Origin of the sequence: Geoalkalibacter sp., assembly GCF_030604225.1 — a bacterium.
GTDB lineage: Bacteria > Desulfobacterota > Desulfuromonadia > Desulfuromonadales > Geoalkalibacteraceae > Geoalkalibacter.
This window is the reverse complement of record NZ_JAUVWH010000126.1, coordinates 1-9,077: the sequence shown is the minus strand read 5'-3', so window position 1 is coordinate 9,077 and position 9,077 is coordinate 1. Positions and strand designations below refer to the sequence as shown.

Here is a 9,077-nt window from a genome sequence, read left to right as displayed (position 1 = left end):
CGGGGTCTTCCTCCAGCGCGGGCGGATGATGATCCTTGCGCCGCGCGTCGATCACCAGGCTGCCGGTGCAGCCCCAGTGCTTGGCCTCGGTGAAGGCGCCGATGCCGTGGACATCGGTGGCGGGGTTGGAGCGGGTGAAGACCGTCCACAGGAAGTTGTCGAGGGTGCGCGCGACAAATTCGCTGTCATCGACCACCACCACCAGGGGAAAGCGGTTGATCGGCGCCTGGTCGTTAAAAAAGGCGCAGAAATCGGCCAGGTCCGCGGCCTCCCGGCCCCGCTCGCCCCGGTGGGGCGGCCCCGCGACGGCCAGCACGCCCGGCAGCACCAGACGCGGCGCGCCAAAGCCGGGCGGCAGGCGCAGCTCGCCGGGGAGTTCCTCGGGCAGCTGCCGTTGCAGGGGACCGGCCACCGCCACCACCAGCTTGGAGCCGGCATTGAGGCCGTGACCGCTGTAATCCAGGGTGTCGATGGTGGTGCGGGTGTGGAAATGCAGGTCGCCGCGCCAGTCGACCCGCTCCAGCACATGCCGGAAAAAAGCAGGGATGTCGTGGATGTCGAGGGCCGGGGCGTCTTCCCGGGCGATGATGAACAGATATTTGGCCAGGGAGAGCTGGCCCTGGCCGAGAATCGCGTTGGCCAGGGTGAGCAGTTCCATGGGCCGGCGCACCTCGGCGTAGGGCAGGTAGCGCTCGCTGCCGATGGCCAGCAGCAAGGGATGCACGCCGGCGGCATCAACGGCATGCACGGCATGCACGCCGGGCAGCACCTCGGGAATCAGGGGTCCGCTCAGTTCGTGGATAAACGCGCCGAAGCTGGTGTCCTCCTGGGGCGGACGACCGACGGTGGTAAAGGGCCAGATGGCGTCGGCGCGATGATAGACCCGGTCGACGCGCAACACCGGAAACTCGTGCTCTAGGCTGTAATAGCCGAGGTGATCGCCGAAAGGCCCCTCGGGCAGGGTGCGGTGGGGATCGATGGTGCCGGAGATGACGAAATCGGCTTCCGCCGGCATGGGCAGACCCTGCTCGGAACGCACCAGGGGCAGGCGGTGGCCGCCGAGCAGTCCGGCGAAGGCCAACTCGGGCATGCCCTCGGGCAGGGGCATGACCGCCGCGACGGTCAGGCTCGGCGGCCCGCCGACGAACACGTTGACGCGCAGAGCCTCGCCCCGTGCCAGGGCCTCGGCATGGTGCGCGCCGATCCCGCGATGAATCTGGTAGTGCAGCCCGGCCTCGCGATCCGGGGCATAGCGGCCGCCGGAAATCTGCACGCGGTACATGCCGAGATTGCCGCGCCGCCAGCCGGGTTGCGCCGGACTCTCGGAGTAAACCAGGGGCAGGGTGACGAAAGCGCCGCCGTCCAGGGGCCAGGACTTGAGCTGCGGCAGCTTGGCGAGGCTGGTGCGCTGCCCGAGAATCGGCCCGCGCGCCCGGAAACGCGGCAGCAGGCAGGCCGCGGCCAAGGGGGCGCGCAGCAGGTTGCCGGGTCGGCTCAGCAGCGCGCGCGGATCGCGTTTGATGTCCACCAGCAGTCGCACCTGCTCCAGGGTATCGCGAAAGATGAAGCGCGTGCGCTCCAGGGTGCCGAAGAGGTTGCCGAGCATGGGAAAACGGCAGCCGCGCACGTTGGTGAACAGCAGCGCCGGGCCGCCGGCGGCATAGACGCGGCGTTGCACCAGGCCGATGTCCTGATTCGCATCGAGCTCGGCGCCGATGCGGCGCAAGCGTCCGCTGCGCTCCAGATCCTCAACGCATTGTCCCAGGTTGCGATAACCCATGATTGTTCCTCCCTTGCGCGCGAAATGCCACCCTTATACTCCAGAAATTTGACCGGGCGCAACGTCCTGTGGTCGCAATTCCGACACAGTGTGCGCCAAAAAAACGTTCGCTTTTTGCCCAGGTCTTTCGCCATTTCACCTAAAACCCGCGCGGGTGCGGATCTTGGACGCCCTGTCGCCGCGCCCCGACAAATCGTTCTTGCAGTTGGAACGACTTTTGCTCAACATATCATGAATCGTTTCCAACGAGGTGGACCCCATGAAGCTGACCATGATCTGCCGGTTGTTTTTCGCTGTCGCCCTGGCTCCCTTGCTCGCCCTGCCGCAGGCGGCCTCGGCGCGCCTGCTGTCCACCGCCGACCTGGTGATCGTCGAAAAATCCGAGCGCAAGCTGCACCTGGTCAGCAACGGCGCGGTCTTTCGCAGCTACGACATCTCCCTGGGCAAGAACCCGGTGGGCCACAAGATTTACAAAGGCGACGGCCGCACGCCCGAGGGGCGCTACTACCTCGACTGGCGCAATCCCCAGAGCCGCTTTCACAAATCCATCCACATCTCCTACCCCAACGAGCAAGACCGCGTCCGCGCCGAGCGCCTGGGCCGCGCGCCCGGCGGCTACATCATGATTCACGGCATTCCCAACAAATATCGCCGCGCCCCGGAACTCTTCGAGGGCATGGACTGGACCGAGGGCTGCATCGCCGTGAGCAACGAGGACATGGAAGAAATCTGGCAGTTGGTCGCCGACAACACCCCCATCGAAATTTACCCTTAAAAAATCCCGCCTTTCCGGCTATAATGGGCATTCGTCAAATTTTCCGCTCCGTGCCTTTTGGCCGGAGCGGATGCCGTTTCTTTTTTCGCGGAGCACCCACGCCATGGAGCAAGTCCCGCCGGAATGCCCCAAGCCTGCCGCCAAAACAGGCCTGGGCGGTCTCTTTGAGGGCAAGGAACTCAAGTCCTTCTTCGGCAACTACCTGATTACCGTCGCCGTGATCGAAGGGCTGATTTTTTTCGTCTGCTTCGTCACGGGCCTGGCTTCCGAAGACCGGATCTTTCCCTGGAAAGCCTACATTTTCGCTTCCTTCGCCGCACCCCTGGCCCTGACCTTCGTTTTCGCCGTGATCGTGCTGACCTTCAACCGCTATCTGCTCCACACCGCGCCGCGCGACCCCGAGCCGCTTCCGGAAAAAGCCCCCGAGGCCGAGAGCAAGGCGGGGCAGATTCTTTCCTTCATCCAGCAGGTGCCCTTCCTGCTGAGCCTGTTGCTGCTGCTCATCGCTTGCTGGATCGGCTACAACATGGATCACATCCTGCTCTACCTGGCCCGCGCCGGGGAGAGCACGGCGCGCTATTTCCTGCTGACCTTCGCCACGGTGCTCGGGGTGGCCGCCCTGTGCACCATTCTCTGGCTGGTGCTGAGCTTTGTCCTGCGCCAGAAAAAACTCAGCCAGCAGCAGAAATATCGTCAGGACGTCATGGAACGCCTCGGCCTGGTGATCCTCGACGACAACACGGTACTCGACCGCGAGGGCCGTCCCGTGCATACCCCGGATCCCCAGCGCCTGGACAAAGGCGATGCCGAGGACATGCGCCTGCTGCCGCGCATCGGCCGAGACGGCTGATGCGCCGGAGGCTTCCGGCAAGGGCGAGGCCGACGCCCTGATGACCCTCTTCCAGAGCCCGAACGGCGCGCATCCCGCCTTCGACGGAAAGATTCTCGAGCGCTCCCTCTTTGCCCTCAACATCGCGCGGCACAACGCCATCGCCTACCCCCCCGAGCACCCCGCCCTGCAGCAGTCCGTGGAGCGGTTTCTCGCGCGCCTCGAGGAACTGCTGGAATTTCGCGAAGCCATCACCCTCGGCATAACCCGCGACCGCCTGCTGCTCGACGGCGCGGTGCTCGACGAGAAAAACGCCGTGTACCGCAACCTCTCGGGCTGTTTCTTCGACGCCGGGATCGCTTCCCTGACCCTGAGGCGCACCCTGACACGCGAGGAGTTGGCCGCCTTCCTCAACGCCCTGAGGCCCCTGCAGGCCGCCGACCTCGATCTTTTCGCCCGCCTTGCGGCCGCCGGCATCCAAGGTCTGGAGGCGCGACCCTTCGATTTCGGCGCGCTGCACGCCACCGACCTGGAGACCATCGACGCACCGCCGACGGGCCTGCCCGATACCGCCGGCCTGACCTGGGAATCCTTCAGCGTCGCGCTGCTCAACCAGACCCTGGATGCCGAAGGCAGCGACCTGCTCGTCGATAAGGACGTCGACCCGGCCCAACTCGCCGACCTGCTCGGCCGCTTCGCCAAGGATCGCGACCAGGCGCGGGCCGGCTACGAAAACACCATCATCGCCTTTTTACGGCGCGCCGATCAGGAGGAGATCAACAACCAGGCGCGCCGGGAATTTCTCGACAAGCTCGGCGCCTTCATCGACAAGCTCGCTCCGGGTACGCGCCGCCAGTTCCTGGGCAGCGCCTTTCGCTATCTCGGCCAGCGCCGCGATATGACCACCGAGGTTCTCCACCGCCTCTCCCAGGAGACCGTTCTCGACATCCTCGACAGCTGTGAGCACCAGGAACTCGAAGTTCCGCCCCTGGTGCTCGACCTGCTCGGCAAGCTCGGCGAGTGCGCCGCGCCCCTCGGCGACCGCCGCCGGGTGGCGGCGCCCCTGGAACGCGACACGACGCAGCTCGGCGCGGGCGTCCGCCGGCTGTTTCAGCGCCCCGAGACGCGCGGCTTCGTCTCCGCGCCCTATGAACGGCTGTTGCGCGGCCTGCTGGCGACCCGCCCCCTGCATGCCAAACCGCCCGCCGAACTGCAGGATCTCTATGCATCCCTGGAGAGCCACCAGCTTGAGGCCCGCCTGTGTTCGGTCATCCTGGAGATGGTCGATGTCGACCCGCACGGCGAGGACACCGCCGCGCTGGAGACCAACCTTCGCGACCTACTCGATTACTTCCTGCAAACCGGTGATTTTCAGACCCTCAACGCCACCCTCAGGCGCCTGCGCCGCCACGGGGAAAACGCCGAGCCCTTCGCCTTCCCCCTGGCCAAGCAGGCCCTGGAGCATCTGTCCGGCAAGGATTTTCTCGACACCGCCCTGGATGGCTTTCGTCTCTGGGAGGCCGAGCGCCACGCCGGCATCCGCGAACTGATCCGCCTGGTGGGCGCGCCCTTCGCCGATCCGCTCCTCGACCGCCTGGCCGAGGAGTCCGATCTGTCCCTGCGCCGTCTCTATCTGGCCTGCCTTGAGGATCTCGGTCCCCAGGCGCGCCGCGCCATCGTCGCCCGCCTGCGCGACCCGCGTTGGTTTCTGGTGCGCAACCTAGTGATTCTGTTGCGGCGCGGCAACGATCCCACAGTCCTCAAGCACCTCGGCGCCCTGATCGGTCATCCCCACCCCAAGGTGCAGTACGAGGTCATGAAAACCCTGCTGCATTTCGACGATTCCCGCGCTCAACGCTACCTGCTGCGCGAACTCGGCGCGCCGGATCTGGAGCGGCGCCGTCAGGCGGTGCTGCTCGCCCGCAACGGCGCGGGGCCCGAGGTGCTGACGCGCCTGGCCGCCATGCTCCACGAGGGCACCGGCGAGGCCGAGGTGGAGCTGCGCGAGCAGGTCATCGAGACCCTGTGCCAATCTTCCGACAGAGCGGCCGGGCAAAGTTTGGCGCAGCTCTTGCTTCATAGAAGTCTGCGCCACCCCCTGCTCTACCGGCAGTTGCGGCACACCGTCTTCGAAGCCCTGCGCCGCCAGCGTCCGCCCTGGCTTCCGGACCTTCTGCGCGACCTGGCCGCCTCGGGTACCGGCGGCGTGCACCGGCAGGCCGGCCGGCTCCTCGTCGAACTTCTGGAACAAAGCGATGGCTCCTGAGCGTCAACCTCTCATTGCCGCTTTTTTGCACCATCTCACCGCGGCCGTGGCCAACGCCGGTCTCTACAGCCGCGAGCACGTCCAGATGCGCCGCTTGGTCGGCGCCGTCGCCGACGCCCTCGCGCAATTGCTGGAAGGCACCGAGGAATTCCTGCTGCTGCGACTCGACAACGAGTTGGTCATCGACGGCCTGCCCTGGAAACGCAGCCTGCAGACCGAGCGCCTGGCCGCCCTCATGAGTCGCCGCGGCATCGGCCGCATCCGCATCGCCCCCAGCATCACGCCCGAGGAAATCCACGGCCTGATCGAAGCCTTGGCCGGGCGCGGTCTCAACCCGCCGCCGGTGCGCTCCTCGACCCATCTGCGCTTCGGCCGCGTCGAGGTGCGTCGGCGCTCCGACGCCTTCCTCGACCTGCCGCCCGATTCTCCCCTGGCCGAACTCTCCCGCGGGGAAATCTCCCGCCTCATGGAGATCTACAGCGCCGTCAAGCGCCGGCAGAAAATGAATGTGGTGGGCCTCAACGAGATGGTGTCCCATTTCATCGCAGCCTTCAGCCAGGAGGCCGACCCCTTTCTCGCCCTGGCGCCCCTGCGGGCCCTGGACGAGTACACCTTCACCCACGCCACCAACGTCGCCCTGCTCAATCTGGCCCAGGCCGTGGCCCTGGGCATCGAGGGGCAGGCGCTGCACGACATCGGCATCGCCGGACTGCTGCACGACGTGGGCAAACTGTTCATTCCCGACTCCATCCTCAACAAAAAAGAACCCCTCGACGAGCTCGAATGGGGCATCATTCGCCAGCACCCCCTGCAAGGCGCCCGCTATCTGCTCAACAGCCCCGGCGTGCCGCGCGCCGCCGTGGTCAGCGCCTTCGAGCACCATTTGCGCTACGACCGGCAGGGCTATCCGGCGGTCCGCAACCAGTGGGCGCAAAACCTGTGCAGCCAGCTGACCGCGATTTCGGATCTCGTCGACTCGATGCTCACGCCGCGCCCCTACCGCTCCGCCCAATCCGTCCGCGAAGTGGTCAAGGCTCTCAAAGCCAATGTCGGCGGCAGCCTGCATCCTCAGCTGGTGAACAATTTCCTGCGCATCCTCGTCCAGGCCAAGAAACGCGACGCGGAAAACACTCGCTCCGCGTGAGGAATTTTCGGTATGCTGAATTTTCTTAGATTGTTATAGTTTAACAATCCAACCCAGGTCGCCCATGAAACCAGCCTTTCTTCCTATCTTCCTGGCCTTCTGGCTCTTGCCGGCATGGACGGCGCAGGCCGGGCAAAGCCTGACCCTCGGGGTGCTGGCCTTTCGCCCGGCGGCCCAGGTTGAGGAACGCTGGCAACCGCTTCTGGACTACCTGCAAGGGCAGTTGCCCGAGGTCGAGGTACGACTTCAGGTCTTCGGCTACGAAGGTCTTGAAGAGGCCGTGCAGCGCGGCCAGGTCGATCTGGTGCTGACCAACCCCGCCCACTATGTGCTCATCGCCAACCGCGAAGGCCTGTCCTCGCCCCTGGCCAGCCAGATCAATCTGGTCGAGGGCGTCCCGGTCAAGGGTTTCGGCGGCGTCATCCTGGTGCGCGCCGACGACCACCGCCTGCGCGGACTCGCCGACCTTAAGGGCAAGCGCCTCGCCTCGCCGGCCCTGGGCTCCCTGGGCGGCTACCAGATGCAGGCCCGCGAACTGGCGCGCGCCGGGCTGCGCATCCCCCAAGACATTCAAATCCTGGAAACGGGCATGCCCCACGACCGCGCCGTCGAAGCCCTGCTGGACGGGCGCGCCGACGCCGCCCTGGTGCGCAGCGGCCTTTACGAGGACATGCTCAAGGAAGGCCGCTTGCCGCCCGGCAAGGTGCGCATCCTCAACGTGCAGAGCCTGCCCGGCTTTCCCCATGGCCTGTCCACCCCTCTCTATCCCGAATGGCCCATGGCGGCCCTGCCCCAGGTGGACGACGCCCTGGCCGCGCGCGTCGCCTCGGCGCTCCTCGCCCTGCCCCACGGCGGCGAGATCGCCGCGTCCCTGGGCATCCACGGCTTTACCGTGCCCTACAATTACGAGCCGGTGCGCGATCTGCTCGAAACCTTGCGCCTGCCGCCCTTTGACGCGCCGCCCAAGTTTACCTGGAGCGACATCCGCGCCAAGCATGGAACCCTGCTCATCCTTTTGGGTCTAGTCAGCGCCTCCGGCTGCCTGCTGCTGGTTGCGCTGATCATCAATCGTCGCCACATAAAGGCTGCGCAAGCCGCCCTGCGCGCCAGCGAGGAAAACTACCGCGACCTGTTCCGCAACATGATCGTCGGCTTCGCCGAGCACGAAATCCTCCTCGATGAGACCGGGCAACCCCGCGACTACCGCTTTCTCCAGGTCAACCCCGCCTTTGAATCCCTCACCGGTCTCAAGGCCGAGGCGATTCTCGGCCGCCGCGTCCTTGAGGTACTGCCCGACACCGAACCCTTCTGGATCCAAACCTACGGCCGGGTGGCCCTCGGCGGGGAGCCCCTGCGCTTTGAGAATTTCAGCGGCGCCCTGGGCAAGCATTTCGAGGTGAGCGTCTACGCGCCGCAACCCGGGCGCTTCGCCACCATTTTTCTCGACATCAGCGAACGCAAGCGCCAGGAAGCCGAGCTGCTTCAGGCCAAGGCCGCAGCCGAAGCCGCCAGCCTCGCCAAAAGCCGCTTTCTGGCGACCATGTCCCACGAGATCCGCACGCCTCTCAACGGCATCCTCGGCATGGCGCAGCTGCTTGAAATGTCTGAGCTTTCAGCAAAAGAACGCCAAGAAGCGGCATGCACCATTCTCGACTCGGGCAAGATTCTGCTCGCCCTGCTCAACGACGTGCTGGATCTCTCCAAGATCGAAGCCGGCAAACTCGAACTCGTCGAGGAAATCTTCAGCCCCCAGGCACTGCTCGACGAGAGCCTCTCGCTGTTCGCCGCCGCCGCCCAGGAACAGGGCCTGGCACTCGAAGCCCAATGGCTGGGCGGCGACCAGGAGCGCTTCCTCGGCGATCCCCTGCGCCTGCGCCAGATGCTTTCCAACCTGATCAGCAACGCCCTCAAATTCACCGAGCAGGGCGGCATCCGCGTGCAGGCCCGCCCCCTGGCGGAGGAGGACGGCCAAACACGACTGCTGTTCTCCGTGACCGACACGGGCATGGGCGTCCCCACGGAGCAGCAAGGCTTGCTGTTCAAGCCGTTCTCCCAGGCGGACAGCTCGGACACGCGCAAATTCGGCGGCACGGGTCTGGGCCTGTCCATCGTGCGCACCCTCGCCCAGCTCATGGGCGGCGAAACCGGCGTCGAGAGTCGTCCCGGGCAGGGCGCCACCTTCTGGTTCAGTGTCCGCGCGCCCACGGCGCCAAGCGTCCGGCTCCACGCCGCGACCACCCCCGGCGTCGATGCGCGACAGCCCCCGGCCACGGCCGCGCGCCT

6 protein-coding genes are annotated in these 9,077 nt (G+C 66.0%); 5 read left to right on the top strand and 1 reads right to left on the bottom strand.

Translation table 11 applies throughout. The annotated features are described in order from the left end of the window. On the bottom strand, window positions 1-1,780 hold a 1,780-nt coding region (locus QAT43_RS12415), incomplete at its 3' end, for a UbiD family decarboxylase (RefSeq protein WP_305043399.1). A 259-nt stretch (window positions 1,781-2,039) separates the two neighbouring features. Between QAT43_RS12415 and QAT43_RS12410 the strand changes: the two genes are divergently transcribed. The 5 genes from QAT43_RS12410 to QAT43_RS12390 all read left to right on the top strand — a co-directional run. Beyond that, window positions 2,040-2,555 (top strand): L,D-transpeptidase family protein, encoded by a 516-nt coding sequence (locus QAT43_RS12410; protein ID WP_305043398.1) that lies wholly within the window; start codon window positions 2,040-2,042, stop codon window positions 2,553-2,555. 103 nt (window positions 2,556-2,658) lie between these two features. Next, window positions 2,659-3,405, top strand: a complete 747-nt coding sequence (locus QAT43_RS12405) for a hypothetical protein (RefSeq protein WP_305043397.1) — start codon at window positions 2,659-2,661, stop codon at window positions 3,403-3,405. Next, window positions 3,359-5,650, top strand: coding sequence for a HEAT repeat domain-containing protein (locus QAT43_RS12400; RefSeq protein ID WP_305043396.1), 2,292 nt, complete (start codon window positions 3,359-3,361; stop codon window positions 5,648-5,650). Before QAT43_RS12405 ends, QAT43_RS12400 begins: the two co-directional genes overlap by 47 nt. Then, window positions 5,640-6,794 carry an HD-GYP domain-containing protein gene (locus QAT43_RS12395; protein ID WP_305043395.1) on the top strand — a complete coding sequence of 385 codons (1,155 nt, stop codon included), beginning with the start codon at window positions 5,640-5,642 and terminating at the stop codon, window positions 6,792-6,794. The genes QAT43_RS12400 and QAT43_RS12395 overlap by 11 nt, the downstream gene beginning before the upstream one ends. Window positions 6,795-6,858: 64 nt before the next feature. Further along, window positions 6,859-9,077, top strand: a 2,219-nt coding sequence (locus tag QAT43_RS12390; RefSeq protein WP_305043394.1) for a PhnD/SsuA/transferrin family substrate-binding protein, incomplete at its 3' end; no start/stop codon positions are given.